This window comes from Paenibacillus sp. FSL M7-0420 (assembly GCF_038002345.1).
Taxonomy (GTDB): domain Bacteria; phylum Bacillota; class Bacilli; order Paenibacillales; family Paenibacillaceae; genus Paenibacillus_AQ.
This window is the reverse complement of record NZ_JBBOCJ010000001.1, coordinates 4,637,904-4,664,212: the sequence shown is the minus strand read 5'-3', so window position 1 is coordinate 4,664,212 and position 26,309 is coordinate 4,637,904. Positions and strand designations below refer to the sequence as shown.

Sequence of the window (26,309 nt, the reverse complement as noted above, 5' to 3'; positions counted from 1 at the left end):
TTTTACGTCAAAACGGGTACCGTTCCTTTTTCACTTCAGGAAGGATTCCGTTTACACCAAAGAGCGGCCTTCTCCCTTACTTAAGGATGAGAGGGTCATTTTTTATATATACAACTTCAAGACCTGGGAGGAATTATGAATTACCGTAAATGGATCGTAGGACTGCTCGTCGTTATGTTATGTCTGCCCGTGTGGACGCCGGGTGTGCGCGCAGCTTCTGTGCAAATTACCATTGAACTGGATGGGGAGACGCTGAACCCGGATGTGCCGCCGTATATTACTCGTACCAACGTTACGATGGTGCCTGCCGGTGTGATTAGCCAGGGACTGGGGGCCGGTGTGAAATGGGATCAGGCCAGTAAGACAGCAACCATCAGCAAGGATAATAATATACTGCAGCTGACCAGCGGCAAAACAAGTGCCATCGTTAACGGGGCGTCTGTCCGTCTGGATACTTCTGTGCAGATCACACAGGGGCGGGTCATGGTCCCGCTGCGGTTTGTAAGCGAGCAGCTTGGGCTTCAGGTACTCTGGGATCAGGCGACGAAGCATATTTCCTTATATTCCGGCAAGGAGATCGGCGCGCCTTCAACGCCTGCGGTGCCGTCAGTTCCGTCAGTGCCTACACCAACTGTACCACCTACGCCGTCTGTGCCAATACCAACGGTACCGTCACCAACCGTACCTTCTATTCCTGGTGCCAAGACCAGTAAGGCGATGAAGGGCGCCTGGGTATCCACTGTGTATAATCTGGATTGGCCCTCTACGTCTTCGGCAGGCAATCCCGACAAGCAGAAGAAGGAGTTCGACAGCCTGCTGGACAAGCTGAAGGCGGCCGGATTCAATAGTGTATTCGTCCAGGTCAGACCGTCTGGGGATGCACTTTATCCTTCACAGATCGTGCCCTGGTCCAAGGTGCTTAGCGGGACTCAGGGGAAGGAGCCCGGCTACGACCCGCTGGCCTATATGGTTAGCAGTGCCCACAGCCGGGGAATGCAGCTGCACGCCTGGTTCAATCCGTTCCGGGCTACCACAGACGCATCTACCAGCAGTCTAGCCTCTAACCATGTCGCCAAGCTTCATCCGGACTGGATCGTCAAGGCCGAGAACAAGCTGTACATAAATCCGGGGATTCCAGATGCGCGGCAGCATATCATTGACACGGTGATGGAGGTGGTCAGAGGGTATGATATCGATGGAGTACATCTGGATGATTACTTTTATCCTTCAAATGTAGCTTTTGCCGATGATACGGCCTTCAAGACCTTCAATACACAAGGAATTAGCAGCAAAGGCAACTGGCGGCGGGATAATATCAACCAGTTCATCCGCCAGCTGGGGCAGGAGATTCATGCAGCGAAGCCGTCCGTTTCTTACGGGGTCAGCCCGTTCGGGGTATGGCGCAACAAAAAAGCGGATAGCACCGGCTCAGATACTACAGCAGGGGTGTCAGCCTATGATGACATGTATGCAGATGTGCGCACCTGGATTCAGAGCGGCTGGATCGATTATGTTGCTCCGCAGGTCTATTGGAGCCTCTCCTTCAGCGCCGCCCGTTATGACAAGCTGGTGGACTGGTGGGTGAACGAGGTTAAGGGAACGAAGGTTAAGCTGTACATCGGCCTGGCCTCCTACAAGGTAGGGGATACCAAGCAGACAGCGGAATGGCAGAGCGGGGATCAGATTATCAACCAGCTCAAGTATAATGAGAAGTACGATGAGGTGGGAGGCAGCATCCTGTTCCGGGCGAATGATATTGTCGTCCGTGACCCGTATGGGCTGGCCAGCCTGCTCAGCTTCTATTTCAAGAGTTAAGTAATGAATAGTCCCCCGTGCTCATAGATAACAATACATTCTATGGAACGGGGGTTTGCCATGTATGGAGATTAACGCAGTATTTGAAGGCGGGGGAGTCAAAGGGATTGCCCTGGCAGGTGCGGTGGAGGCGACGGAACGCGCAGGCCGCACCTTCGGTAGGGTGGCAGGGACGTCTTCCGGTTCGATCATTGCCTCACTGCTGGCAGCGGGGTACAGCGGGGAGGCCATGAGCCGGATTATCCGGCATACGCCGTTCACCGCGTTCCTGAAACGGGGAGCGTTATACAATACTGCCTACATTGGACCGGCCTTGCGCGTGCTCCTCAAGAAGGGGCTGTACTCGGGCCAGGCGCTGGAAGCGTGGATTCGCGGCCTGCTGCTGGATAAGGGTGTAGTAAGATTCCGGGATCTGCCGCGCGGCAAGCTGCGGGTAATTACATCAGACATCACCAACGGGCGGATTGTGGTGCTGCCCGACGATCTGGTGCTGTACGGGATAGAGCCTGACAGCTTCGAAGTCGCCAAGGCGGTGCGGATGAGCTGCAGCATTCCGTATTTCTTCGATCCGGTGATCCTGCGGCTGGCCGGAGAGGCGGCAAGGGGGAAGCCGTTCAGCGGGCAGCTGGTCTATATGGTGGACGGCGGGGTGCTGAGTAATTTCCCGCTCTGGCTGTTCGATGAGAAGAAGGACGGCTTCCAGTCCCCCGGGCGCAGAACACCAACCATAGGCTACCAGCTGATCGGGAAGACGGCTCCGCAGCCGCATCATATTACGGGGCCGTTCAGCATGCTGGAGGCGATGGTGGAGACGATGCTCTCCGCGCATGATGAACGGTATATTGAGACGGATAAATTCGTTCGTACGGTCAAAATCCCTACGCTGGGCATCTCCACCACCGAGTTTCATATCACGCAGGCACAGACTGACGCCTTGTATACGGCGGGCATCGCAGCCGGAGAAGAGTTCTTTGCTAACTATCGTCCGGCACCGCCTTCCTATACCTGGAGGGCAACCCTTCATCCCGCTGCTCCAAGGCGGTAACTAAACCAAAACCTATAAATTCTTATCTTTCCAGAAAAAAGGCATCCCCACGTGATTTCCTCAAGTGGGGATGCCTTTTGCAGCTCTGCTTCGTTACATTCAGTATTCAGTGATATTTGGGCAGCTGATCATCATTCTTCCCCTTGCTGCCTTCGATGACCTGGAAGGGATAGCTTTTGCGCTTACCGGGTGAGCCAGTGGTCTTGCGGATGCCGGCAACCTTGGACATCGTTTTGGCTGAAGGCTTAACCTTGGTGCGCGGACGACCGGGTCCGCCTCCCATTCTGCCGGGGGCCACTTTGTAGGCGTAATACAACAGTCCCAGCAGAATCAGGGGTAAGATGAAGATGGACAAGGCCATCAGGCCGCGTGCCATAATATCTACCATCAGGCCCCATACGGCAAGAGCTGTCGTAATCCAAAATATCAAAGCATGTCTGATCATTGGCTAATCATCCTTTCGCAGGATCCAAAATGCCGCCTGACACACTTGCCTCCGAATATCCTTTTGCTTCAATTGCAGCGTCCAGCTCCCGCATACGGTTGAAGGAAGCGATCGACACCTCTACCATATCGTCCTTCGGTTCCTTGGTAGTCAGCAGCTGCAGCCACAGGCCCGGGTACCCCAGATACTTAAGGCCGGGAATATCTCTTACCGCATTCGTGCCCTTCAGTACCTCGAACGAGATTCCGATGACCACCGGCAAAAGAACGATACGCTGCAGTACCCGTTCCATCAGGGAATTCCACGGGACGACCGAGTAGATAATTACACCGAGGATAATCGTCAGCATCATGAAGCTGCTTCCGCAGCGGTAATGCAGACGGCTGTATTTCTGTACGTTCGCTACGGTCAGCTCTTCACCAGCTTCAAAGGCGCTGATGACCTTGTGCTCAGCTCCGTGATATTGGAAGAGCCGCTTGATCACTGGCGTCTGCGAGATCGCCCAGAGATAGACGAGCAGGAGAATCAGCTTGATGCCGCCTTCCACAAGGTTGTGCAGAATATAGTTGTCAAATACATTTTTGAACAAAAAATCTTCTACGAATACCGGGACCAGCGTGAAAATCAGCTTGCCGAACAGGAAAGAAAGAATCCCCATTATAGCTACGCCGAAGATCATTCCGAGGCTCCAGCCTTCGTCCTTCTTCTTGTTCTTCGCTTGCTGCTTGGCAAGCTCTTCCGGCTCCGTCTCATCCTCGGCATAGGATTCTGCCGAATAGTTCAGATGCTTCGAGCCTTTGGCGCTGGAATCTATAATACTGACAATGCCGCGAAGCAGCGGAATCTTGCGCAGTTTAAGGACCCAGCTCTTATCGCTCTTCGGCACCTCCAAAAATGTAATCTCCTGATTCTTTCGTCTTACGGCTGTTACGTTGATATGCTTGCCGCCGAACATGACGCCTTCGATGACGGCTTGGCCGCCGTAACTGGGAGTTTCCTGGGACAACCAATTCACCTTCCCGTATATTGATATGATTTATATAATACATTGTAACTAATTTTTAAACACATTACTAGTTGGATTGCCGTTAGCTGTACATACTAGCTGTAGAGAGCGGAGTGGAAACCGGATTAACCCCATACCGAAAGAGAGGGAGCTCTATGAGTTCTTCAAGCAAGCACAAAAGCGTCCAGACGAATCCTTTTTATTTCTCCATTGAACTGGGTTATTTCGCCGGTTTAATCTGGGGAGGGTTGCACTGGCTGATGTATGTTCTGCACTTCACTAAGGTCATTCCGGGATTTTTGGCGGAACCCTTTTTCAAGCATGAATTTCTGCTGACGCCTGCCGGGCATTTGCTCGGGTATTTATTTTTTATCATTCTGTCGGTACTCTCGTCCTTAATCTATGTGCTGGTGTTCCGGAAGCTTAACGGACCTTGGCCTGGGATGTTCTACGGGGTGCTGTGGTGGTCGGTCCTGTTCCTGGCCTGCTCGCGCTTATTCCTGCTCCAGCCGCCGTTCAAGCTGCCTTGGATCACGGTGATCAGCGAATTCTGTCTCTTCCTGCTATGGGGATTATTCATCGGATATACGGCGGCAATCGAGTATACGGATGAACGCAAACGCGAACAGCAGACGAAGCTGGCCTAGGCCCTTCGAAAAAACTTCTCAGTTGGCCTGCCGCTATGGTAAAATACAATGTGGCTATTTCGAGAGGAGAATGAAAATGGGCAACAAGCGCGTCTCCAAGCTGCGTAAGGTTCTGCAGGAACTGGGACTGGATGCGATGTTAATTACCAGCGGATATAACCGCCGCTATTTGAGTGGGTTCACCGGCTCCTCCGGGGTTGTACTGGTTACCGGTGATGACAGTTATCTGCTGACGGACTTCCGGTATATGACACAGGCCTCGGAACAGGTGAATGGCCTCAAGGTGGTACAGCATGACTCGAAATTCATTGACACTGTGCGGGAACTGCTGCCGAAGGGCGGACAAGTCCGTGTCGGCTTCGAGCAGGATGATGTGACCTTCAGTGCGTACACCGCTTATGCGGAGGCTCTTGCCCCGGCAGCTATGGTACCGGTATCTAAGGCTGTTGAGAACCTGCGCATGTTCAAGGACGAGGAAGAGCTGGCTGTGATGCAGCGGGCTGCCGATCTGGCAGACGCCACATTCAGTCATATCCTGAATGTGATCAAGCCGGGCATGACGGAACGCGATGTCGATCTGGAAATGGAATTCTACATGCGTACGCATGGTGCAACTTCGTCTTCGTTCGATACAATCGTCGCTTCCGGTGAGCGTTCAGCTATGCCGCATGGTGTAGCGAGCAGCAAGGTTATCGGGAACAACGAATTCGTCACCTTCGATTTCGGCGCGCTCCTGGACGGTTACTGTTCCGATGTGACCCGTACGATTGCTCTGGGATCACCGGACCCTAAGCTGAAGGAAATCTACGATATTGTGCTTGAAGCGCAGCTTCATACGCTGGCGCATATCAAGCCCGGCATGACCGGCCGTGAATGTGATGCCCTGGCCCGAGATATCATCACCCGCTACGGGTATGGTGAATACTTCGGCCACAGCACAGGCCATGGTCTCGGAATGGAAGTACATGAATGGCCGCGCTTGTCCAAGCTGGCGGATGAAGTCATCCAGCCGGGGATGGTTGTCACTGTGGAGCCGGGAATCTATCTCTCAGGTCTTGGCGGCGTACGGATTGAAGATGATATTGTCATTACCGAGAGCGGCATCACGCTGCTGACACATTCATCGAAGGATTATTTGGTACTGTAAGACACTATTATTCAGTTCATTTATGGATTCCAGGAGGGATTTTTTGTGATTTCAGTTAACGATTTCAAGACAGGCCTGACCGTAGAAGTAGAAGGGGACATCTTCACCGTCCTAGATTTCCAGCACGTGAAGCCGGGTAAAGGCGCAGCCTTCGTCCGCTCCAAGCTGAAGAACCTGCGTAACGGCAATACGGTTGAACGCACGTTCCGTGCCGGTGAAACGATTGGCCGCGCCATCATCGAGAACCGTGGCGTACAGTATCTGTATGCAAGCGGCTCTGAGCATGTGTTCATGGACAACGAGACTTACGACCAGTTCGAATTGACAGCCAAGCAGCTCGAATGGGAGCTTAACTTCCTTAGAGAGAACATGACGGTAAATATCGTCAGCTACCAGGGCGAAATTCTTGGGATCAACCTGCCGACCAGCGTAGAGCTGAAGGTTACCGAGACCGAACCTGGCGTGAAGGGCAACACGGCTCAAGGCGCAACCAAAGCCGCTGTTCTGGAGACCGGTCATACGGTCCAGGTACCGCTGTTCATCAATGAAGGAGATGTTCTCCTGGTCGATACCCGCGAAGGTAAATATATCTCCCGCGCGTAAGAGCCTTTTTGGATTTCAGATGTAACTTGAGGGCCTCCCCGCTTGATGCGGCGGAGGTCTTTTTGCTGTGTCAGGCTGGGCGAGAGGGAAGAAGTGAAGGGAAAGGGGATTAAAAGGATGAAAGGGATAAATCCCTCAGATTTAGTGGAATGTTAGCTGAACGGAGGGATTAAAGGGATAAATCCCTCAGATTAAGCTAAAAGTGGACATGAAGGGTAAATCAAAGGGATAAATCCCTCAGATTCGCAGAAAACGGTCGGCGCATTAGGAATAAAAGGGATAAATCCCTCTGGCGGACGTCTCAGGTGGGGCAGAATGTGGAGTGAAGGGAGTAATGAGGAGCAATAGTGCCCCTGAATTGGGCTAAAGCGGGCTGGATGAGCGAATGAGGTGCACTAGTGCACCTGAATTGGGCCGGAGCGGGCTGGATGAGCGAATTAGGTGCACTAGTGCACTTGAATTGAGCCAAAGCGGGCTGGATGAGCGAATGAGGTGCACTAGTGCACCAGAATTGGGCCGGAGCGGGCTGGACGAGCGATTGAGGTGCACTAGTGCACCTGATTTAGGTCGTGAAGGTTCGGGGTTATGGCCGGGTTCATCAAAAATGGGCATTTTATTTTGTGAAACCATTAACGCATGTTATGATTTTCGTATTATACTGTGTTAAAGCATTAACCAAAATTTAAGCTACTATAGAGCGAAATAGGGAGTGAATGGAACTTTGTCACTTTATGTCATGAAATTCGGGGGCAGCTCCGTCGGCGACATTGAACGTATGAAGCGGGTCGCCGGGCGGATCGCAGCCAAGCAGGATGAAGGACATCGCTGCGTGGTGGTGGTCTCCGCTATGGGAGATACCACAGATGATCTGATCGATCAGGCGAATCAGCTGAACGGTCAGCCCCCCGCACGCGAGATGGATATGCTGATGACTACCGGGGAGCAGATCTCCGTAGCGCTTCTGTCGATCGCGCTTCACGGGATCGGCCGGAATGCCGTATCCTATACAGGCTGGCAGGCCGGGTTCCGTACCGATGAGACCCACGGCCGGGCACGGATCAGTGAGATTGTTCCGCGCCGGGTGCTGGAGTCGCTGGAGCGGGAGCAGATTGTGATTGTAGCCGGCTTCCAGGGCATGACACTGGATGGCGAGATCACTACGCTGGGCCGCGGAGGCTCAGATACGACAGCGGTTGCGCTGGCAGCAGCCATCAAGGCGGATGTCTGCGAGATTTACACCGATGTAGACGGAATCTACTCGACTGACCCGCGGATTGTGAAGACGGCGCGCAAGCTGAAGGAAATCTCCTATGACGAGATGCTGGAGCTGGCGAATCTCGGGGCAGCAGTGCTGCATCCGCGTGCCGTGGAATATGCCAAACGATATCAAGTGAAGCTGGTCGTCAGATCAAGCTTTAACCATAATGAAGGTACGGTGGTGAAGGAGGAAGCAAGCATGGAGCAGGGTGTAGTGGTTAGCGGAATTGCGTATGACAAGAATGTGGCCCGGATCAGTATTCTGGGAGTTCCTGATGTGCCGGGGGTACTCGCCCAGGTATTCGGCAAGCTGGCCGATGAAGGTGTGGATGTTGATATTATCGTGCAGAGCGGAGTGCAGAACAAGACGGCTGACTTCTCCTTCACTGTAGCGCTTGGAGATCTTGTGAAGGCCAAGGAGGTTATCGAGGAACTGCACAGCGTATTGCCTTACCGTGAAGTGACTTCCGAGGACAGTCTGGTCAAGGTGTCGATTGTCGGCGCCGGAATGGTCAGCCACCCGGGGGTTGCCGCCAAAATGTTCGAGGTGATCTCGAATGAAGGCGTGAGCATCAAGATGGTCAGCACCTCCGAGATCAAGGTATCCTGTGTGATTGAATCCGGCAACCTGCAGCAGATCATCCAGGCGCTGCATACCGCCTATAACCTGGATACACAAGAGCAAGCCTTCGTTGGAGGCCCGCAGGACCGCCGCTAAGAATCGAGTCTTAATCCTAAGTTAAAAAGAGTGCTGTTACCCGCAAAAGCGGAGAACAGCACTCTTTTCTTTTGCCGCAAAATATGTTACTTGCCTGACGCTCCGGCGGGTGGCAGCAAGCTTGCTCCTGCTTAGCTCAGCCGCCGGAACCTGCCCATAATCTCTACCGTCTCCAGCACGTTAACGAAGGATTTCGGATCGGTCTCCAGAATCGTTTTGCGCAGATCTGCCAGCTCATAGCGGGTGGTTACGGTCATCAGCATCGTATTGCCTTCGTGACTGTATCCGCCCTCGGCGTTCACAACCGTGATGCCGTGCGGCAGACTGGTCAGCCGGTTCAGCATTTTCTCGCGCTCCTTCGTGACGATGAAGCAGGTCAGCTTGATATGGCGGATGTGGATCATGTCCACCACCCGGCTTTTGACGAAGATACAGAGCATCGCGTAGAGCGCGGAATCCCAGCTTTTGAAGAAGCCGAGACTTAAGATCACCAGACCGTCCATGACGAACAGCACGGTGCCCATAGGAATATCCCGCTTGCGGGTAATGATCGAGCCGAGAATGTCGAAGCCCCCGGAAGAACCGCCCGCCCGCAGTGAGAAGCCCACCCCTCCCGCAATAATCACCCCGCCGAAGATACTGGCCAGAATCGGGTCCTTGGTAAGCTTCACTACAGGAATCACCGTCAGGAACCAGGTAGTGGACAGGACGGACAGCATGCTGTAGCAGATGTACTTTTTGCCCACGGCGACGAAGCCCCAGATCAGGATTGGCAGATTGATGGCGAAATAATACAACGAAATATACTTTGGATGGGTCAAATACCCGATGATGGAAGCTGTCCCGGCTACCCCGCCGCTTAGGAGCTGGTGCGGAATCAGGAATAGCCGCAGGCCGGCTGCTACCAGGAAGGCTGAAAATATAATAATAGCTACCTCTTTTACCTGTCTGGTTATCGTTCCTGATACAAGCGGTACTACGAAATTACGAACCTGCATGACTATGATCCCCTTCTCTGCTCAGTTATCTTTGGATACGGCAAAATTAATTTTATCATACCGATGATATTTTTTTATGGGGTGCGGCACTATGATATCTTTCACACCTCCTGAAATCTGTGCTAGTATCCCCATTTCTTCTTGTCTAAAGTCGCCCCCTTCCGCATATCCATGGATAACAGCTTGTTTGATTTGCAGTGAAATGGCGGGCGGGCCCATAGATTTGTAAAAAGGGAGTTGGGATATTTGGACAAGTATGTAAGCTGGATGTCGGCCCTGCGGCTGCTGTCCGGCAGTGTAGAGATTGCGGCGGCCTTGATTATGCTGAAGCTGAATCAGGTGGATAAGGCGCTGGCTGTCAATTCGGGACTGGCGCTTGTCGGCCCTACAATCCTCATTCTGACCACGGCTGTCGGCCTTACAGGGATGGCAGAGCAGCTGTCCTGGGGCAAGCTGGGCTGGATTGGCTGCGGGGTGGCTATTCTCTTATTCGGGATTCTCAAGAAATGATAGATGATAGGCATAAAGCATAAGTACAAGCATAAATATGAAATAAAGCTATTTAGTAGAGGACAGCTTGGGGGTACCTGGTATGACAAATGACTGGCTTCTGTTGTTTCCCGAAAAAGTAAGAGCGCTGCTAGGCGGCCTCCCCGCTGCGCTCCTGGACAAGGTGGAGGAGATCCGCGTCCGTGAGGGACGGCCGCTGGAGATCAACTATTCCGGCAAGTATCATTTCATCGGTGCCGGCGGCACCCTGACCCAGCTTCCCGGCGAGGCTTACCGGCCGGACCGGGAGGATACGCACCGGCTGCTGGACCTCATCAGCAATCATTCCCTCTATACGATGGAAGAGGAGCTGCGCAAGGGCTTCATTACGATTCCGGGCGGACACCGGATCGGTCTCTGCGGCCGGACGGTGCTGAGCGGGGGCGGCGTGGAGCATCTGCGTGATATTACCGGCTTCAACGTGCGGATTGCCCGTGAGGTGCACGGCATCGCCGACGGCGTGCTGCCGTATCTGCTGGACCGGGGGCGGCAGCGTGTGATGCATACGCTGATTCTGTCCCCGCCGCAGCATGGCAAGACCACACTGCTGCGAGATCTGGCCAGGCAGCTGTCAGCTGGCGCAAGCGGCGGCCGGGAAGGCAGCCGGCCGGGGCTGAAGGTCGGCATCGTCGACGAACGCTCTGAGATCGCAGGCAGCCGCCGGGGAATTCCGGCCTTCGATGTCGGGCCGCGCACGGATATTCTGGACGGCTGCCCCAAGGCGGAGGGCATGATGATGATGATCCGCTCCCTGTCGCCCGATGTGCTGATCGCCGATGAAATCGGCCGCATGGAGGACGCAGAGGCAGTGACAGAGGCGCTGCACGCCGGGATCTCGGTGGTCGCTTCCGCGCACGGCAAGGAAGTGTCCGAGCTTGCCCGGCGGCCCGGACTTGGCGGGCTGCTGGAGCACCGGATGTTCGAGCGGTATGTGATACTGCACCGCGGAGCCTCTGGCTTGTCCTTCCGCATTCTGGACGCCCAGAAGCGCGGGCTGCTGCTGGTCTCGCCGGAGCAGCAGCCGGTGCCAGGGGGTGACCGCCATGCTTAAGCTGCTTGGCGCGGTACTGATCGTGCTGGCGGGAACCCTGGCCGGCTTCAAGCAGGCGGCCCAGTATGCCGACCGGCCGAGGCATATCCGGGCCTTAATTGCCGCGCTCCAGCGGCTGGAGACCGAGATCCAGTACGGCTACACGCCGCTGCCGGAGGCGCTGCGCCGGATCGGGATGCAGACGAAGGAGCCGCTGAGAGCTTTTTTCCTTACGGCGGCGGAGGAGATGAACCCGCCGCATAACTACAGTGCGGAAGAGGCCATCCGGCGGGCGATGGAAGCCCACTGGAGCAGCGCATCGCTGCGGGGCACGGAGAAGGAGATCATCCGGCAGCTAAGCTGCACGCTCGGAACCAGTGACCGGCCGAATCAGAGCACGCATATTGCACTGGCTTTACAGCAATTGAAGCAGGAGGAGACAGCGGCCAGAGAAGATCAGGGCAAGTACGAGAAGGTGAGTAAAAGCCTGGGTCTGCTGCTTGGAGCATTGATCGTCATTTTGATCTTTTAGCGAGGTGCCAGGAATGAATATTGAAGTCAACGCGATCTTTCAGATTGCCGGCATCGGCATCATTATCGCCATGATCCATACGGTGCTTAAGCAGATGGGCAAAGAGGATATCGCCCACTGGGTAACGATTGTCGGCTTTATCATCGTCCTGTTCATGGTCATCCGGATGCTGGATGGGCTGCTGCAGGAAATCAAAACGATTTTTCTTTTTCAGTAGGCTGAAGTTATGGAAATCATTCAGATTGTGGGAATTGGCATCTTGGCGACGGTCCTTATCCTCGTCCTGAAGGAACAAAAGCCGGTATTCGCCTTCCTGCTGACCACGGCGGCCGGCATCCTGATCTTCCTGTTCCTGATCGGCAAGATCGGAACGATTCTAGGTACGCTGGAGCGGGTGGCGGAGTCCTCCGGGATGGAAATGATCCACATCAAAACCGTGTTCAAAATCATCGGCATCTCCTATATTGCGGAATTCGGGGCGCAGATCGTGAGGGATGCCGGGCAGGAATCGATTGCTTCCAAGATTGAGCTGGCCGGCAAGGTGCTGATCATGGTGCTGGCTGTTCCGATTATCAGCATTATTATTGAAACGGTCATGAAGCTGCTGCCAGCCTGATACAGCGGACATGCCGGACAAGTTGGAGTAAAGCGGAGGTGAGGGGAATGCAGGAGCATCATATTTTTCGGCCGCCAAAAGGGGTGAAAGCGCTCCTGCTTCTGCCAGCTCTACTGCTGGTGCTCCACCTGCTTCTGCTGTGTGCAAGCACGGCAAGCGCCGCAAGCGCCGCAAGCGCCGCAAGCGCCGCAAGCGCCGCAAGTGATACAAGTTCTGCAAGTGCGGCAAGCACGGCTCCGGTTCCTTCGTCCCCGGCTACAGGCGGCAGCGGAGGCCCTACGTCTCCTGTTGACCAGTGGGTGAAAGGGCAGGTGGAGCATCTGCCAAAAGACAAAGTCGAGTCTTACTGGGACCAGCTGATGAAGGATTACGGTGGATTTTTCCCGGAGGGACGGACGCCTTCCTTGATGGATATGCTGCTGCCGGGAGATAAGGGCTTAAGCTTCAAAAGCGTATTGTCCGGCCTGATGAACTTCATGTGGCATGAGGTACTCTACAACGGCAAGCTGCTGGTCACGATTGTGATGATCAGTGTGCTGAGCATGATTCTGGAGACGCTGCAGACCGCTTTTGAACGGAAATCAGTCAGCAGGATTGCTTATATGCTCTGCTACATGGTGGTGCTGGTCATCGCCGTTAACAGCTTCAATGTCGCTATCGGCTATGCCAAGGATGCCATCGACCGGATGATCGACTTCATGATGGCTATGATTCCGCTGCTGTTCGCGCTGCTGGCTTCCATGGGCAATATCGTCACGGTGTCGGTGACCCATCCGCTGATCGTATTCATGATCCATACCGTAGGCACGCTGATTCATACGCTGGTCTTCCCGCTGCTGTTCTTCTCGGCGGTGCTGCATCTGGTGAGCGCCATGTCGGAGAAATACAAGCTGACCCATCTGGCGAATCTGCTGCGCAATATCGGGGCCGGGCTGCTCGGGGTGCTGCTGACGGTGTTTCTAGGAGTGATCTCCGTCCGGGGGATTACCAGCTCGGTTACAGACGGAGTGACCATACGCGCGGCCAAATATATAACAGGAAATTTCGTGCCGGTGATCGGTAAAATGTTCGCGGATGCCACGGACACGGTCATCTCGGCCTCACTGCTGGTGAAGAACGCCATCGGGCTGTCGGGAGTGATCATTATCCTCTTCCTGTGCGCGTTCCCGGCAATCAAAATACTGATCCTCGCCCTGATCTACAATCTGGCCGCCGCTGTGATGCAGCCGCTGGGCGAGACACCGATTGTGACCTGCCTGCAGACGATCGGCAAAAGCATGATTTACGTCTTCGCGGCGCTGGCCGCCGTCTCGCTGATGTTCTTCCTGGCTGTAACCATTATGCTGACTGCGGGCAATGTGACCGTGATGATGCGATAGAACGAAAGGATAAGGAGGTGCGCCATGTCCTGGCTCAGCAGTTGGCTCCATGAGCTGATTCTCGTCGTGCTGATGGCTGCATTCGTGGAGATGCTGCTGCCCAGCAAATCCATGGAACGCTATGCCAGGCTGGTGCTCAGTCTGCTGGTTCTGCTAACGATGCTCAGCCCGATAATCTCTCTGCTGAAGGGCGATGCCAGCAAGGAGCTGACCGTGGCGATGCAGCAGCAGGAGAGAAGCGGGGGGCTGCTGAACAAGGCGGAGGGCGCACCGGATTCGCTGGACAAGATTCTGGCAGACGGCCGGATGCTTGCCGCCGGAGCACGTGACCAGAGCCTGAAGCTGGCTGCCGAGGAAATCGCCGGCCAGATGCGCGACCAGATTGCCGGGAGCACCGGGCTCGGCGGGGTGAAGGTGACGGTGGCCCTGGCCATGGGCCCGAATCCGAATGCGCCGCTGGGCGAGGAGGTGCCGCTGATCTCCTCGGTCACGGTAGCTCTTCCGCCGGAGCAGAGCGCCTCTGGAGGCGCTGTCCCGGGCAAGGGTACAGCATCCCTCCCGTCAGCCGGGCCGATACAGATTAACCCTGTAGAACCGGTCCAGGTCAGTCTGGAAGGCAGCGGCGGGGATGGTGAAGCGCAGGAAGCGTCCTCCTCAGGTGGTGGTTCGGCTCCGGCTTCCTCCTCTTCCGGGAGCGGCATAGAGGGAGTGCAGGAGACCCTGGCGGAAGAAGCCGGAACAATTATCCAGCTGCTGGAGAAGAACTGGAACCTGGACCCCGCTCTGATCAAGGTGCAAAGCAGCGGGGGCGGTACCGTGAAATCATAATTGAAGGAGGGAAATCAATGGGCAATTGGCTGAAAAAGCTGGAGCAGTGGGCCGGAGGCGGCAGCGGCAGCCCGAAGCGCAGCCACACCTTCCGCTGGCTGATCATAATCGGCCTGCTGGGCGTTGCGATCATGCTGTTCAACTCCTTCGTGAATGTGAAGAAGCTGGACAACGAGAACACAGGGCGTGAACCGCCGGACAGCGGGACCTCACAGACGGTTTTGCAGCCGGAGACCGGAAACGCGAATTCTTTTGACAGTATCGAACTGGCGATGGAGAACCGCACGAAGGAGATTCTGGAGAAAATCGTGGGGGTCGGTACTGTGGATATCATGGTCACCGTAGATTCCACAGAAGAGATTATCGTGCAGCGCAATATGAACGACTCGCAGCAGCAAAGTGAAGAAACGGATGCCAGCGGCGGTAAACGCCATACCACCCAGTACACCAGGGACGGCCAGATCGTCACTTACAGCCAGTCAGGGAACGAGGCTCCGATCATCACCAAGCGGGTGAAGCCTCAGGTACGGGGAGTGCTGGTGGTTGCCAAAGGGGCAGAGAATAAGGTCGTGCGCAGTCTGATTGAGCAGGCGGTTGAAAAAGGGCTTAACGTACCGGTCTACCGGATTTCTGTTGTCCCGCGCAAGCAGGAATAGGCATGTCTCCGGCAACCCCGGCATATGCTTTAACAGAAGAGGCTTGTACGATACACATGACACACACGACAAGAGGGCTGGCAACAAAATTATAGGAGGTATAAACAATGAAGGGCAAAAGACAAACGATTTGGCTGGTTTCTATGCTCAGTTTGATGGTAGTGCTCTCTGCATATTATCTGTTCACGGAAGATACGGGGGCTCCCATCCCCAAAGAAACCGCAGGCAGCATCCAGGTGGACACTATCAAAGACGGGACGGGCGGCGGAACCTCCACTACGCTGGACAGCGGACTTGTCATCAAAGAGGTCAGCACGGACAAAGGGATTGCAGTAGGAACCGTGGATGACAGCAGCAAGACATCCAAGGATGAAGCAGCATCGACAGTGGCAACTGAGGACATTACGACTCCGGCTGTGATAGATGACAGCAGTGTGGTTGCAGACAGCAGTAACACTGCTAAGGATACAACTGCAGCAACGGACAAAGCGGCCACTACTACGGCTGATAACGGCAAGGATACGGCTGGCAGCAAGGACAGCAAGGAGAACAAGGACACTAAGGACAGCAAAGACAGCAAGGATACGTCAGCCGCTGTAGACAAGACTCCGGCGAAGGACGACGAGGCTATTCTGGATGAGGTGGCTTCGCAGAGCGTATCGGCCAGCAGCCTGTTCACGAACTACCTGTACGAACGCGAGCAGAAGAACCTGAAGGATCATAATGATCTGCTGGCGCTGATTAACGATATGGATAAGACACCGGCCGAGAATGCAGCAGCCCAGGAGCAACTGAGCAAGCTGGAAGAGAAGGAATCCAAAATCACCGGGATTGAAGAAAAGCTTCAACAAAAATACGGCGAGGCCATTGTGAAAGAAGAAGCCGGTGACGCCTATACGATCGTAGTGCTCAGCGATAAGCTGGATGTGAAGCAGGCGGTCGGCATCGTGGATTTTGTAATGAAGGAACTGAGCGTTACCCAGGATAAGATTAAGGTCCAATACGTCTCGGAGCAGTAAGCCAGCTGAATATAATCAGGGAAAATAGAATAAAATGCCGAAAGAGCCCGGGCGCGTCCCAGGCTCTTTCCATTTCTAGCGTTTGTGATATAATACATAAAGTTATCGATGCATACAAAAAGAAGATTACGCAGGCAGCGGTTACACCAGGTAGCGATTCAAGAGAATAACAGAGCAGCCCAGCCTTACAGGTATGCTTGTCAGAACGGATATCGTACCCTGCTCAGCCAGCGTCCCAAAATGGCTTCGAGAGAAAGCTGAAGGAGTGAACTACCCAATGTTCAAGTTAAGCGAGATTAAGGAATTGATTCAATTGCTGGACCAGACTTCCTCCGTGCACGAGCTGGAGATTGAAAGCGAAGGTATGAAGCTGGCTATCCGTAAACCGGATCGCTCTGAAGCTGAAGGAACAGTAATTCAGGCGGCTCCTTATACCTACCCCTTTACGCCAGCCCCGCAGCCGCAAAGTCCGCAGATCATTGCCCCTCCGGCTGTTAGTGAAGTTCCTGCTGCGGCGCAGCAGCCCGCACCCTCCGCTGAAGGCGCATTACATAAAATCGTCTCGCCGATGGTCGGGACCTTCTATAGTGCCGCTTCACCGGAGACACCTTCCTTTGTCAATGTCGGGGACCGGGTAAATGAGAAATCCACGGTCTGCATCATTGAAGCAATGAAGCTGATGAATGAGCTGGAAGCCGAAGTGAAGGGCGAGATTGTCTCTGTCCTGGTTGAGAACGGCCAACTGGTGGAATATGGCCAGCCGCTGTTTCTGGTGAGAGCGGAATAATTGCCGCGAGAATGAGGAGGAGCTTGCAAGCTTCGCTAAACTTTGGGAGGAAACGCATGAACATTCAAAAAGTGTTGATTGCCAACCGCGGCGAGATTGCGGTCCGCATTATCCGGGCCTGCCGCGAGCTGGGTATTGCCACAGTGGCTGTCTATTCGGAGCCGGACCGCGATTCCCTGCATGTCCGTCTTGCAGATGAGGCTTACTGTATCGGACCGATGCCCGCCAAGGACAGCTATTTGAACTTTACTAATATTATGAGCGTTGCCACGCTGACGGAATGCGATGCTATTCACCCCGGCTACGGCTTCCTGGCCGAGAACGCGGATTTCGCCGAGATCTGTGAATCCTGTAACATTACCTTCATCGGCCCGTCGCCGGATGCAATTACGCGGATGGGCGACAAGGCAGTAGCCAAGGAGACGATGAAGCAGGCGGGGGTTCCGATTATTCCGGGCTCCGACGGGCTTGTCGGCGACATAGAAGAAGCGGTGATGCTGGGCCGGGATATCGGGTATCCGATCATCGTCAAGGCTACAGCAGGCGGCGGAGGCAAGGGCATCCGCATCGCCGAGGACGAGGAATCGCTGGTGAAGCAGATTACCGCTGCCCAGCAGGAGGCGCAGAAGGCCTTCGGCAATGCCGGGGTCTATCTGGAGAAATTCCTGACCGGCATGAAGCATGTGGAGATTCAGATCATCGCCGACAATCACGGCAACGTAGTCCATCTGGGTGAACGTGACTGCTCTGTGCAGCGCCGCCGCCAGAAGCTGGTGGAGGAAGCGCCTTGCTCCATCCTGACACCGGAGACCCGTGAAGCGATGGGCCAAGCCGCTGTGCGGGCCGCGCTCGCGGTTAATTACTCGGGGGCGGGCACGCTGGAATTCCTGCTTGGACCTGACGGCCAGTTCTATTTCATGGAGATGAATACCCGTATCCAGGTGGAGCATCCCGTGACAGAGATGGTTACCGGGGTGGATCTGATCAAGGAAATGATCTCTGTGGCGGAAGGCAATACGCTCTCCTTCACCCAAGAGGATATTGTGATCAACGGGTGGTCGATCGAATGCCGGATCAATGCGGAGGACCCTGAACGTAATTTCATGCCTTCTCCCGGCAAAATCGGCTTCTATCTGCCTCCGGGCGGACTCGGCGTACGGGTGGACAGCGCGGCGTACCCCGGCTATACCATTTCACCTTTTTATGACTCCATGATTGCCAAGCTGATCGTCTGGGCACCGACCCGGGAAGAGGCAGTCGCCAAAATGAAGCGTGCACTGGCTGAATTTGCGGTGGAAGGCATACATACCACCATTTCATTCCACCAGAGACTGCTGGAGCATCCGGTGTTTTTGGACGGGAACTTCGATATCAAGTTCCTTGAGGAGTATGAAGTTTAGGACGGCTTCTCATGGTTTGTCATAAAGTTCGTCAAATGATATAGTATGTTTAATAAGAGGTGTACTGCCCGCTTGAAGTGCCCCTACAACTTTTTTTGCTGGAAAGGTGTGAAGTCCAAATGAGTACATTGCCGACAGAATTTGAACGTACGGAAATCGGTGAAATCCAGATCGCTCCAGAGGTGATCGAGGTTATCGCCGGTTTGGCAACCGTTGAGGTGAAAGGTGTGGCCGGAATGAGCGGCGGTTTCGCCGGCGGAATCGTGGAGCTTCTCGGACGCAAGAACCTGTCCAAAGGGGTTAAGGTTGAGGTTGGCCAGCGCGAGGCTGCGGTGGATGTGTCCGTAATTATCGAATACGGCTACCGTCTTCCGGAAGTGGCTGCTGAAATTCAGCGCAATGTTAAGCGCTCCATCGAAACCATGACCGGTCTGACCGTTGTGGAAGTGAACGTGCATATTCATGATGTGCAGTTCAAAAGCAATACAAGCATTGACAAGAGCGAGGACACGGATGCGGTTATCCGCGTGAAGTAAGGGTTCAGTTCTTCCATAAACCCCCGACAGTGCGTCGAGGGTTTACCTTAATTTAAGGAGGTTGTGAGACTCGTGGCCAAAATTCTGGACAGGCTTCTGCTGTTCCTGTACAGCTTAAGCATTGGAATACTATCTGTAACTGCCATCCTCCTCTTAAGCGGTGTCATTCCGGACAAGTATGAGATTTCGGACGGACCGGCGGTCTATATCACTGCGATCTCGGTGGCGGTCATTCTGTTCCTGCTGAGCATCCGCTTCTTCTACATCTCCCTGCGCCGCGACCGCGCTTCCCTGCCGTCTGTGGATCAGCGTACAGAGTACGGGGATATTCAGATCTCAATGGAGACCATTGAGAACCTGAGTCTGAAGGCTGCGGGCAAAGTGAAGGGCATCCGCGACCTGAAATCGCGCATCCGTGTCTCACAGGCGGGTCTTGAGATTATGATCCGGGCGGTCGTCGACGGCGAGCATTCACTGCCGCTGCTTACAACGGATGTACAGCGTCAGGTGCATGATTTCGTACAGGAGACAACCGGAATTCCGGTTGCAGATGTGTCTGTATACATTGCTAACCTCACACAGGCACCAAGCTTCAAAAGTCGAGTGGAATAGAGGTGAGTTTCCCTGATGTCCTGGAGAGAAGTATGGGAAAGTCACGGGGGTAGAATTACCGGAGTTGCCTTCGGTGTCTTTCTCGGATTGATTTATCTGATTAGCGGTTTTTGGGATATGCTGTTCTTTGCACTGGTAGTGTTCATCGGATATACGTTCGGCAAACGAAAGGATACCGCGCAGGGTCCCCTGTTTCAATGGCAGGAGATCGCAGAGCGGCTGTCCGGACGCTGGCGTCCCTTCAAATGAACCGCGATAGTCTTTCTCCCGGAAGCCTGGAACCCGTTACTTTGAGTTGCTGACCTGCGGAAGAAAGGCTGCGCGGTTTTTTGCTGAAAAGGCAGTATAAATGCCCGGAGTGTGCTTTTTGAGAAAGTTAAGGGTATAAATGCACCTAAATCGGCTCGGAGTGGGCTTTTTGAGAAAATTAAGGGTATAAATACACCTGAATCGGCCCGTAGTGGGCTTTTTGAGAAAGTTAAGGGTATAAATACACCTGAATCGGCTCGGAGTGGGTTTTTTGAGGAAATTAAGGGTATAAATGCTCTTAAATCGGCCTATGCGGACGTTTATGTGAGGAAATGTAGGATAGAAGCTGGTCCGGTTGTAATTGTTGAAATCTGTAACACCAAAACAAGAGGCTAGTTCGTAGGAGGAACACATGAAGAGACGTTTAGCGAGAGAAATTATTGTACAAAGCCTGTACCAGATGGAAATGAACGATGTAGAGGTTACCGAAGCGGTTGACATGCTGATTGAAGAAGCGGCAGATGAGAATGAAACCGAGCGCGTTATTACCGATGAGATTGAACTGAAGGCTTATGTTGTTACGCATGTCAACGGCGTGTGGGAGCACAAAATGGCGATTGACGATATGCTGGAGCATTATCTTAAGGGCTGGCAGATGAGCCGCTTGTCACGTGTAGACCGTCAGATTCTGCGTCTGGCTACCTTCGAGATGATCTTCGCCAGCGATGTGCCGGCCAAGGTGTCCGTCAATGAGGCGATTGATCTGGCCAAGCATTTCGGCACAGAAGATTCCGGTAAATTCGTGAATGGTGTCCTCGGTAAAATGATTCAGGATGTGGACACGCTTAGAGCTGAGCTGTAGTTCAGCTTCAGCTTCCATTTAAATTCGATTCAGATTCGATTCAGATTCAGCAGCAGGCGGCAGTAACAGGCTAATAAGCCTTCAATAGACAATAGGGGAGAGACTTACATGACAGCAGCGATTATCAGCGGTAAACAGGTATCGGACGACATTCGGATCGGGATTGCCCGGGAGGTTGCAGACTTAGCGGAGCGCGGCGTAAAGCCGGGTCTGGCTGTCGTTCTGGTCGGTGAAGATCCGGCTTCCCAGGTCTATGTGCGTAACAAGGAGAAGTCCTGTATTGAACTGGGCTTCCATTCCGAGGTGCACCGGCTGGATGCCGCTACCACCCAGCAGGAGCTGCTGGCACTGGTGGCGGACCTGAACGGCCGCAGCGATATTGACGGCATCCTCGTTCAGCTGCCGCTTCCGAAGCATATTGAAGAGAAGGCTGTGATTGACGCCATCTCTGTAGAGAAGGATGTGGACGGCTTCCACCCGGTCAATGTAGGGAATCTCGTCATCGGGGATGACAGTCTGCTTCCCTGCACGCCTGCCGGGGTCATTGAACTGATTAAGCGGACCGGTACGGAGATCTCCGGCAAGCATGCTGTCGTGATCGGCCGCAGTAATATTGTCGGCAAGCCTGTATCTCTGCTGTTACAGCGTGAGAATGCCACTGTAACCATGTGCCACTCGCGCACAGCGAATATGGCTGAGCTTAGCCGTCAGGCCGATATCCTGGTGGTAGCGATTGGACGGGCCAACTTCATCGACGCCTCGTTCGTGAAGCCGGGCGCGGTTGTGATTGATGTCGGGATGAACCGTCTGGATACCGGCAAGCTTGCCGGGGATGTCGATTATGAGAGTGCCCGGGAAGTCGCTGGGCATATCACGCCTGTGCCGGGCGGCGTAGGACCGATGACGATCACCATGCTGATGAGCAACACACTGATCGCCGCCAAACGCCGCCGCGGCCTGAAGTAGGCCGGACTTATGGCGGCAGAGCGGCAGATCTACTCCATCAAGGAGCTTAACAAATATATCCGTATGAAGCTGGATTCGGATGCGCTGCTGTCCGACGTATGGATTCGCGGTGAAATCTCGAATTTCACCCATCACGGTAGCGGGCATATGTACTTCACGCTGAAGGATGAGAGCAGCCGGATCAAAGCCATCATGTTCGCTTCGCATAACTCGCGGCTGCCGTTCGTGCCCAAGGAAGGCACGAAGGTAATAGCCAGGGGAAATGTGACTGTATATGAACGGGACGGGCAATACCAGTTCTATGCGACACATATGCAGCCTGACGGAATCGGCAGCCTGTATCTGGCTTACGAGCAGCTGAAGAGCAAGCTGGAAAAGGAAGGCCTGTTCGCAGCGGAGCGCAAGCGTCCGCTGCCGCAATTCCCGCGCTGCATCGGGGTTGTGACCTCACCGACAGGAGCAGCTGTGAGGGATATCATCATCACCCTGCAGCGGCGCTACCCGCAGGTTGCGATTGTACTCCACCCTGTACTAGTGCAGGGTAAGGGGGCTGGACCGTCCATTGTACAGGCCATACAGAACCTGAATGCCATGGGAGAGGCCGATGTGCTGATTGTCGGGCGCGGCGGCGGCTCCCTGGAGGAGCTGTGGGCCTTCAATGAAGAGGCCGTCGCCCGGGCGATTGCGGCCTCCGGGATTCCGGTCATCTCGGCCGTGGGCCACGAGACCGACTTCACGATCGCCGATTTCGCCGCCGATCTCCGGGCGGCCACCCCTACGGCAGCGGCGGAGCTCGCTGTGCCGAGCGCAGCCGAGCTGGCCGGGCAGCTGCGCATGGTCCGGCAGCGGCTGCGCCAAGGGCTGCTGCGCCGCTCGCAGCGCGGCGGCGAACGCCTCGCTGCACTGCAGCGCTCGCTGGCGCTGGCCGGCCCCCGCCGGCAGCTGGCCCAGCACGCGCAGCGGCTGGATATGCTGCGCGCGGCCCTGCTCCGCGCAGCAGAGGCAAGGCACAGCCGCGCGCAGGGGCGCAGCGCGCTGCTGCACCAGAGCCTGCAGCGCTTCCATCCGCTTAGCAGCGTCAGCGCTGCCCGCCGGCGCACGGATGGCCTCACCCGTGAGCTGACGGCGGCCATGCAGGCGCGCCTTGCCGATAAGCGCGCGCGGTTTGGGGCAGAGCTGCGCCATCTGGATGCGCTCAGCCCGCTTAAGGTCATGTCACGTGGCTACAGCCTCGTGTATGACGAGAAGGAGCAGCATTTAATCAAATCGCTGAAGGAAGTAGAGCTTGGCGATGTGGTCAACATAAAGCTTAATGACGGACAACTAAACTGCCACGTATGGGGAATGAAGGAGGATGGCACAGCGAATGGCGAAGGAAGCTGAACTGGATTTTGAGGGAGCTATGGAGCGCCTGGAGGGTATCGTGCGTGAGCTTGAACACGGTGACGTTCCCCTGGAGAAGGCGATTGATTTATTCCAGCAGGGAATGAAGCTCTCGCAGCTATGCGGCAGCAAGCTGGAGCAGGTGGAGCGCAAGATTGAGATGATCACCGTGGAGGATGGCGAACTGCGCAAGAAGCCGTTCGGCAGCCGGCTGGAAGGCGATAGCGATGAGTCATTCTGAGCTTGAGCCATCGGGGGGTTCGGCAGCGGCGCAGGGCCGCGAACCGCTGGAGCAGTATATAGCAGATGTCAGCCGCTGGGTTGCCGCAGCTCTGAGCAGGACCGTACCGGAGCAGTGGGACGTTCCCCAGGTGCTCAGGGAGTCGATGGAATACTCGCTGCAGGCCGGAGGCAAACGCCTGCGGCCGCTGCTGGTCACCGCCGCCTGCGAAGCGCTGGGCGGCAGCCGTGAAGCCGCGCTGCCAGTGGCAGCCGCGATTGAAATGGTCCATACCTATTCCCTGATCCATGACGATCTGCCGGCGATGGATAATGATGACTACCGGCGCGGCAAGCTGACGAATCATAAGGTCTTCGGGGAAGCCATGGCCATTCTGGCCGGGGATTCGCTGCTGACTCATGCGTTCTACAGTGTGGTACAAGCCTCCCGTAAGCATGGGGTTCCGGCAGAGCGTGTGCTGTCCATCGTGGAGGATCTGGCCGAGATGGCCGGTCCGCGCGGGATGGTCGGAGGCCAAGTGGCCGATATGGAAGGTGAACAGGGAATGACCGACCTGCAGCAGCTTCAGTACATTCATCTGCACAAGACTGGCGATCTGGTGATCTTCTCCTTGCTTGCTGGCGGCAGAATCGCCGGTGCGGATGAGGGACAGCTGGAAGCTCTGCGCCGGTTCGGCACACAGATTGGCCTGGCCTTCCAGATTCAGGATGATATTCTGGACCTCATCGGCGATGAGAGCAAGCTGGGCAAAAAAACCGGCAGTGATATCAAGCAGCAAAAAGTAACCTATCCGTATTTCATCGGCCTGGAGGCTTCGCGCGCAGAGGTCAAGGAATTGACCGCAGCAGCGCAAGATGCGATTCTGGAAGGCGGGTTCAACGACCCGTCCCGGCTGCTGGAAATTGCCGAATATTTGATGTCACGCGACCACTAAATGAAGTTTCGCAAACGGCTGTGTTTCGACAGCCGTTTCGTTTGTGTTATAATGGGGTTTATATTTTACAACATCTAGGAAAGCGGGGAATACTCGTGCTGCTTCCACAAATAAACGATCCTCAGCAACTCAAGTCTTACTCAGTCGGAGAATTGGCTGCACTTGCGGAGGAAATTCGTCAGTTTCTGATCGAGAAGCTGTCTGTAACAGGGGGGCATCTCGGATCTAACCTCGGGGTAGTGGAGCTCACGCTGGCCCTGCATTACTGTTATGACAGTCCCCGGGATAAGATGATATATGATGTCGGTCATCAGGCCTATGTGCACAAGATACTGACAGGCCGCCAAGATCGGTTTGATACACTTCGCAAGCAGGGCGGACTATGCGGCTTCGTGAAGCGTTCGGAGAGCGAGCATGATGTCTGGGAAGCCGGACACAGCAGCACCTCTCTCTCAGCGGCAATGGGCATGGCGATGGCCCGTGACCTCAAGGGGGAAGACAATAAGGTAATCGCGGTGATCGGAGACGGCGCCCTTACCGGCGGTATGGCCTTCGAAGCGCTGAACCATATCGGCCATGAGCGCCGCAAGCTCATGGTGATTCTGAATGATAATGAGATGTCGATCGCGCCGAATGTAGGAGCCATGCATAACTATTTAAGCAAGATCCGTTCGGACCGCCATTACCTGCGGGCTAAGGATGAGGTCGAAGGTCTGTTGAAGAAAATTCCGGCCATCGGCGGCCGTCTGGCGAAGACTGCGCAGAATGTGAAGGATGGTCTGAAGAACATGCTGGTACCCGGTGTTCTGTTTGAAGAACTCGGATTTACCTATCTGGGACCCGTGGACGGTCATGATCTGGAGAAGATGATCGACACCTTCCATCAGGCAGATAATGTATCAGGGCCTGTGCTGGTTCATGTGCTGACGACGAAGGGCAAGGGCTACAAACCGGCTGAAACTGACTTCTATAAATCACATGCAATCTCACCCTACAAAATTGAATCAAGCCAGTCCCTTAAGGCCGTGGAGGCAGTCAGCCTCCCGATGTATACCGAAGTTTTCGGGGAAACGCTGATTGAGCTCGGACGGCAGGATCAAAGACTGATTGCCGTCACACCGGCGATGCCGGGCGGCTCGGGGCTCTTCCCGTTCGCCAAGGAATTCCCGGACCGGATGATTGACGTCGGGATTGCTGAGCAGCATGCGGCCACCCTGTGTGCGGCGCTGGCGATGGAAGGAATGAAGCCGGTGTATGCAGTTTATTCCACCTTCATGCAGCGTGCTTATGATCAGATTGTCCATGATATTTGCCGCCACAATGCCAATGTTATGTTCGCCATCGACCGTGCGGGCTTTGTCGGCGCGGACGGGGAGACCCATCAGGGCGTGTACGATATCGCTTTTATGCGTCATATCCCGAACATGGTGCTTATGATGCCGAAGGATGAGAATGAGCTGCGCCACATGATGAAGACGGCGCTGGACTATAATGAAGGACCGATTGCTTACCGTTATCCGCGGATTAACGGCACCGGTGTGGCTCTGGATGCAGAGCTGCACAGTCTGCCTATCGGCACCTGGGAACGTCTGCGTCCTGGTGAGGATTATGCCGTGCTTGCCTGCGGCCCGATGGTTCAGGTTGCTGAAGAGGCGGCTGAAGTGCTGAAGCGTGAAGGGATTCAGGTCGGTGTGGTGAATGCGCGCTTCCTGAAGCCGCTGGATAACACCATGCTGCTTGATCTGGCACATGCCGGAACAGGGATGGTGGTGCTGGAAGAAGCGAGCCAGGCCGGCAGCCTTGGCAGTGCGGTGCTGGAGTTCTTTGCAGAGCATGAAATATATGATGCGCATGTCCACCTGATGGGAGTGCCGGATATTTTCGTCGAGCATGGGTCGATTAAGGAGCAACGCCAGGAAACCGGCCTTACCGTTGAAGCCGTGTGCGCACGCATTAAGTCCATGAAGGGGCTTAGCACTTATACCTATAAGTCAACTTCCACCTCGTAAGACAGAGGCGGAAGGCGGACCGAAGTGATCGGGAGATGAA

Annotated in this window: 29 protein-coding genes; 26 read left to right on the top strand and 3 right to left on the bottom strand. The window is 54.8% G+C overall.

Features of this window, described 5'->3' with window-relative positions:
• Nucleotides 1-135 precede the first annotated feature (135 nt).
• A complete protein-coding gene (locus tag MKX51_RS20150; protein ID WP_340993589.1) occupies nucleotides 136-1,815 on the top strand; it encodes a family 10 glycosylhydrolase in 1,680 nt (559 codons plus the stop codon).
• A gap of 64 nt (nucleotides 1,816-1,879) precedes the next feature.
• A complete protein-coding gene (locus MKX51_RS20145) occupies nucleotides 1,880-2,860 on the top strand; it encodes a patatin-like phospholipase family protein (protein WP_340993588.1) in 981 nt (326 codons plus the stop codon).
• Nucleotides 2,861-2,966: 106 nt separating this feature from the next.
• On the opposite strand, the gene MKX51_RS20140 is transcribed toward MKX51_RS20145, so the two are convergent.
• Complete coding sequence (locus tag MKX51_RS20140) at nucleotides 2,967-3,305, bottom strand: hypothetical protein (RefSeq protein WP_036731908.1); 339 nt, start codon at nucleotides 3,303-3,305, stop codon at nucleotides 2,967-2,969.
• Nucleotides 3,306-3,312: 7 nt separating this feature from the next.
• Nucleotides 3,313-4,260: a DUF1385 domain-containing protein gene (locus MKX51_RS20135; protein ID WP_445322073.1), complete on the bottom strand. Its 948-nt coding sequence runs from the start codon at nucleotides 4,258-4,260 to the stop codon at nucleotides 3,313-3,315.
• Between the two features lie 206 nt (nucleotides 4,261-4,466).
• Here MKX51_RS20135 and MKX51_RS20130 point away from each other — a divergent pair, with 206 nt between their 5' ends.
• The 4 genes from MKX51_RS20130 to MKX51_RS20115 all read left to right on the top strand — a co-directional run bounded on the left by MKX51_RS20130 (nucleotide 4,467) and on the right by MKX51_RS20115 (nucleotide 8,683).
• Nucleotides 4,467-4,958: a YqhR family membrane protein gene (locus MKX51_RS20130; protein WP_340939478.1), complete on the top strand. Its 492-nt coding sequence runs from the start codon at nucleotides 4,467-4,469 to the stop codon at nucleotides 4,956-4,958.
• Nucleotides 4,959-5,034: 76 nt separating this feature from the next.
• A complete protein-coding gene (locus MKX51_RS20125; RefSeq protein ID WP_340939479.1) occupies nucleotides 5,035-6,105 on the top strand; it encodes a M24 family metallopeptidase in 1,071 nt (356 codons plus the stop codon).
• A 45-nt stretch (nucleotides 6,106-6,150) separates the two neighbouring features.
• Entirely contained in the window at nucleotides 6,151-6,708 is a 558-nt protein-coding gene (gene efp / locus MKX51_RS20120) for an elongation factor P (protein ID WP_036731916.1), read from the top strand.
• A gap of 721 nt (nucleotides 6,709-7,429) precedes the next feature.
• Nucleotides 7,430-8,683 (top strand): aspartate kinase, encoded by a 1,254-nt coding sequence (locus MKX51_RS20115; RefSeq protein ID WP_340939480.1) that lies wholly within the window; start codon nucleotides 7,430-7,432, stop codon nucleotides 8,681-8,683.
• Between the two features lie 131 nt (nucleotides 8,684-8,814).
• On the opposite strand, the gene MKX51_RS20110 is transcribed toward MKX51_RS20115, so the two are convergent.
• Nucleotides 8,815-9,681 (bottom strand): YitT family protein, encoded by an 867-nt coding sequence (locus MKX51_RS20110; RefSeq protein ID WP_340939481.1) that lies wholly within the window; start codon nucleotides 9,679-9,681, stop codon nucleotides 8,815-8,817.
• 246 nt (nucleotides 9,682-9,927) lie between these two features.
• Between MKX51_RS20110 and MKX51_RS20105 the strand changes: the two genes are divergently transcribed.
• The 20 genes from MKX51_RS20105 to dxs all read left to right on the top strand — a co-directional run bounded on the left by MKX51_RS20105 (nucleotide 9,928) and on the right by dxs (nucleotide 26,269).
• Nucleotides 9,928-10,191: a YqhV family protein gene (locus MKX51_RS20105; RefSeq protein ID WP_425355101.1), complete on the top strand. Its 264-nt coding sequence runs from the start codon at nucleotides 9,928-9,930 to the stop codon at nucleotides 10,189-10,191.
• 82 nt (nucleotides 10,192-10,273) lie between these two features.
• Nucleotides 10,274-11,281, top strand: a complete 1,008-nt coding sequence (gene spoIIIAA / locus MKX51_RS20100; RefSeq protein WP_340993586.1) for a stage III sporulation protein AA — start codon at nucleotides 10,274-10,276, stop codon at nucleotides 11,279-11,281.
• The gene (gene spoIIIAB / locus MKX51_RS20095) at nucleotides 11,274-11,792 is read left to right on the top strand and encodes a stage III sporulation protein SpoIIIAB (RefSeq protein WP_340993585.1); all 519 of its coding nucleotides are present in this window, start codon (nucleotides 11,274-11,276) and stop codon (nucleotides 11,790-11,792) included. Before spoIIIAA ends, spoIIIAB begins: the two co-directional genes overlap by 8 nt.
• A 13-nt stretch (nucleotides 11,793-11,805) precedes the next feature.
• Nucleotides 11,806-12,009 (top strand): stage III sporulation protein AC, encoded by a 204-nt coding sequence (spoIIIAC, locus tag MKX51_RS20090; RefSeq protein ID WP_020426549.1) that lies wholly within the window; start codon nucleotides 11,806-11,808, stop codon nucleotides 12,007-12,009.
• A gap of 9 nt (nucleotides 12,010-12,018) precedes the next feature.
• Nucleotides 12,019-12,408, top strand: a complete 390-nt coding sequence (gene spoIIIAD / locus MKX51_RS20085; RefSeq protein ID WP_036698407.1) for a stage III sporulation protein AD — start codon at nucleotides 12,019-12,021, stop codon at nucleotides 12,406-12,408.
• A gap of 47 nt (nucleotides 12,409-12,455) precedes the next feature.
• Nucleotides 12,456-13,787, top strand: coding sequence for a stage III sporulation protein AE (gene spoIIIAE / locus MKX51_RS20080; RefSeq protein ID WP_340993584.1), 1,332 nt, complete (start codon nucleotides 12,456-12,458; stop codon nucleotides 13,785-13,787).
• Between the two features lie 24 nt (nucleotides 13,788-13,811).
• On the top strand, nucleotides 13,812-14,615 hold the full coding sequence (gene spoIIIAF / locus MKX51_RS20075) for a stage III sporulation protein AF (protein ID WP_340939485.1): 804 nt from the start codon (nucleotides 13,812-13,814) through the stop codon (nucleotides 14,613-14,615).
• 17 nt (nucleotides 14,616-14,632) lie between these two features.
• Complete coding sequence (gene spoIIIAG / locus MKX51_RS20070; protein WP_340939486.1) at nucleotides 14,633-15,271, top strand: stage III sporulation protein AG; 639 nt, start codon at nucleotides 14,633-14,635, stop codon at nucleotides 15,269-15,271.
• 107 nt (nucleotides 15,272-15,378) lie between these two features.
• Nucleotides 15,379-16,290 carry a SpoIIIAH-like family protein gene (locus tag MKX51_RS20065; protein ID WP_340993583.1) on the top strand — a complete coding sequence of 304 codons (912 nt, stop codon included), beginning with the start codon at nucleotides 15,379-15,381 and terminating at the stop codon, nucleotides 16,288-16,290.
• A 277-nt stretch (nucleotides 16,291-16,567) separates the two neighbouring features.
• A complete protein-coding gene (gene accB, locus MKX51_RS20060) occupies nucleotides 16,568-17,077 on the top strand; it encodes an acetyl-CoA carboxylase biotin carboxyl carrier protein (RefSeq protein ID WP_340939489.1) in 510 nt (169 codons plus the stop codon).
• Between the two features lie 56 nt (nucleotides 17,078-17,133).
• Entirely contained in the window at nucleotides 17,134-18,477 is a 1,344-nt protein-coding gene (accC, locus tag MKX51_RS20055) for an acetyl-CoA carboxylase biotin carboxylase subunit (RefSeq protein ID WP_340993582.1), read from the top strand.
• A gap of 119 nt (nucleotides 18,478-18,596) precedes the next feature.
• Nucleotides 18,597-19,013 carry an Asp23/Gls24 family envelope stress response protein gene (locus tag MKX51_RS20050; protein WP_036698392.1) on the top strand — a complete coding sequence of 139 codons (417 nt, stop codon included), beginning with the start codon at nucleotides 18,597-18,599 and terminating at the stop codon, nucleotides 19,011-19,013.
• Nucleotides 19,014-19,085: 72 nt separating this feature from the next.
• Nucleotides 19,086-19,625, top strand: a complete 540-nt coding sequence (amaP, locus tag MKX51_RS20045) for an alkaline shock response membrane anchor protein AmaP (protein ID WP_340939491.1) — start codon at nucleotides 19,086-19,088, stop codon at nucleotides 19,623-19,625.
• Between the two features lie 15 nt (nucleotides 19,626-19,640).
• The gene (locus MKX51_RS20040; protein WP_036698387.1) at nucleotides 19,641-19,874 is read left to right on the top strand and encodes a DUF2273 domain-containing protein; all 234 of its coding nucleotides are present in this window, start codon (nucleotides 19,641-19,643) and stop codon (nucleotides 19,872-19,874) included.
• A gap of 412 nt (nucleotides 19,875-20,286) precedes the next feature.
• A complete protein-coding gene (gene nusB, locus MKX51_RS20035) occupies nucleotides 20,287-20,736 on the top strand; it encodes a transcription antitermination factor NusB (protein WP_036698385.1) in 450 nt (149 codons plus the stop codon).
• Nucleotides 20,737-20,844: 108 nt separating this feature from the next.
• Nucleotides 20,845-21,702 (top strand): bifunctional methylenetetrahydrofolate dehydrogenase/methenyltetrahydrofolate cyclohydrolase FolD, encoded by an 858-nt coding sequence (folD, locus tag MKX51_RS20030; protein ID WP_340939492.1) that lies wholly within the window; start codon nucleotides 20,845-20,847, stop codon nucleotides 21,700-21,702.
• 9 nt (nucleotides 21,703-21,711) lie between these two features.
• Entirely contained in the window at nucleotides 21,712-23,085 is a 1,374-nt protein-coding gene (gene xseA, locus MKX51_RS20025) for an exodeoxyribonuclease VII large subunit (RefSeq protein ID WP_340993581.1), read from the top strand.
• The gene (xseB, locus tag MKX51_RS20020) at nucleotides 23,069-23,326 is read left to right on the top strand and encodes an exodeoxyribonuclease VII small subunit (protein ID WP_036698378.1); all 258 of its coding nucleotides are present in this window, start codon (nucleotides 23,069-23,071) and stop codon (nucleotides 23,324-23,326) included. The genes xseA and xseB overlap by 17 nt, the downstream gene beginning before the upstream one ends.
• The gene (locus tag MKX51_RS20015; RefSeq protein ID WP_340993580.1) at nucleotides 23,313-24,260 is read left to right on the top strand and encodes a polyprenyl synthetase family protein; all 948 of its coding nucleotides are present in this window, start codon (nucleotides 23,313-23,315) and stop codon (nucleotides 24,258-24,260) included. The genes xseB and MKX51_RS20015 overlap by 14 nt, the downstream gene beginning before the upstream one ends.
• 95 nt (nucleotides 24,261-24,355) lie before the next feature.
• Nucleotides 24,356-26,269 (top strand): 1-deoxy-D-xylulose-5-phosphate synthase, encoded by a 1,914-nt coding sequence (gene dxs, locus MKX51_RS20010; protein WP_340939494.1) that lies wholly within the window; start codon nucleotides 24,356-24,358, stop codon nucleotides 26,267-26,269.
• The last annotated feature ends 40 nt before the right edge of the window (nucleotides 26,270-26,309 follow it).